The 507-nt window shown below is 43.2% G+C and carries 1 protein-coding gene; it reads right to left on the minus strand.

What is annotated here, in order from left to right; translation table 11 throughout:
• The coding region (locus tag ACS8FD_RS24865; RefSeq protein ID WP_439277806.1) for an aminotransferase class V-fold PLP-dependent enzyme at positions 1 to 507 on the minus strand (507 nt) is incomplete at both ends.

Genomic DNA, 507 nt, shown 5'->3' on the forward strand with positions numbered 1-507 from the left:
CATGACCACCACCATGCTGCTCTGCTTTTAGGCGAATGCGCGGCTTGCGGCGAACAAATAATGCGCCAATGCCTTTAGGACCATATGCTTTGTGACCAGAAAAACTCATCAAGTCAATTTTCATCTCTTCAAGGTTGATCACTACCTTGCCGACAGCTTGAGCACCATCAACATGGAAAATAACACCTGCGTCACGCGTAATCTCCCCAATAGCAGCAACATCGGTAATCGTACCAAGCTCATTATTTACCATCATAAGTGATACTAAGATGGTATCGTCACGAAGGGCTTCTTTAACTTGCTCTGGCAAAATAAGACCAGTACTTGCTTGCGGCTCAAGGTACGTGATCTCAAAACCTTCTTGCTCAAGCTCACGGCAAGTATCTAATACTGCTTTATGCTCAATCTTACTTGTAATAATATGCTTACCACGAGACTGATAAAAATGTGCTGCACCTTTGATTGCTAGGTTATCAGATTCTGTTGCACCAGAAGTAAAGACGATTT

The sequence above is a fragment of the Psychrobacter sp. 1U2 genome, from assembly GCF_051847575.1.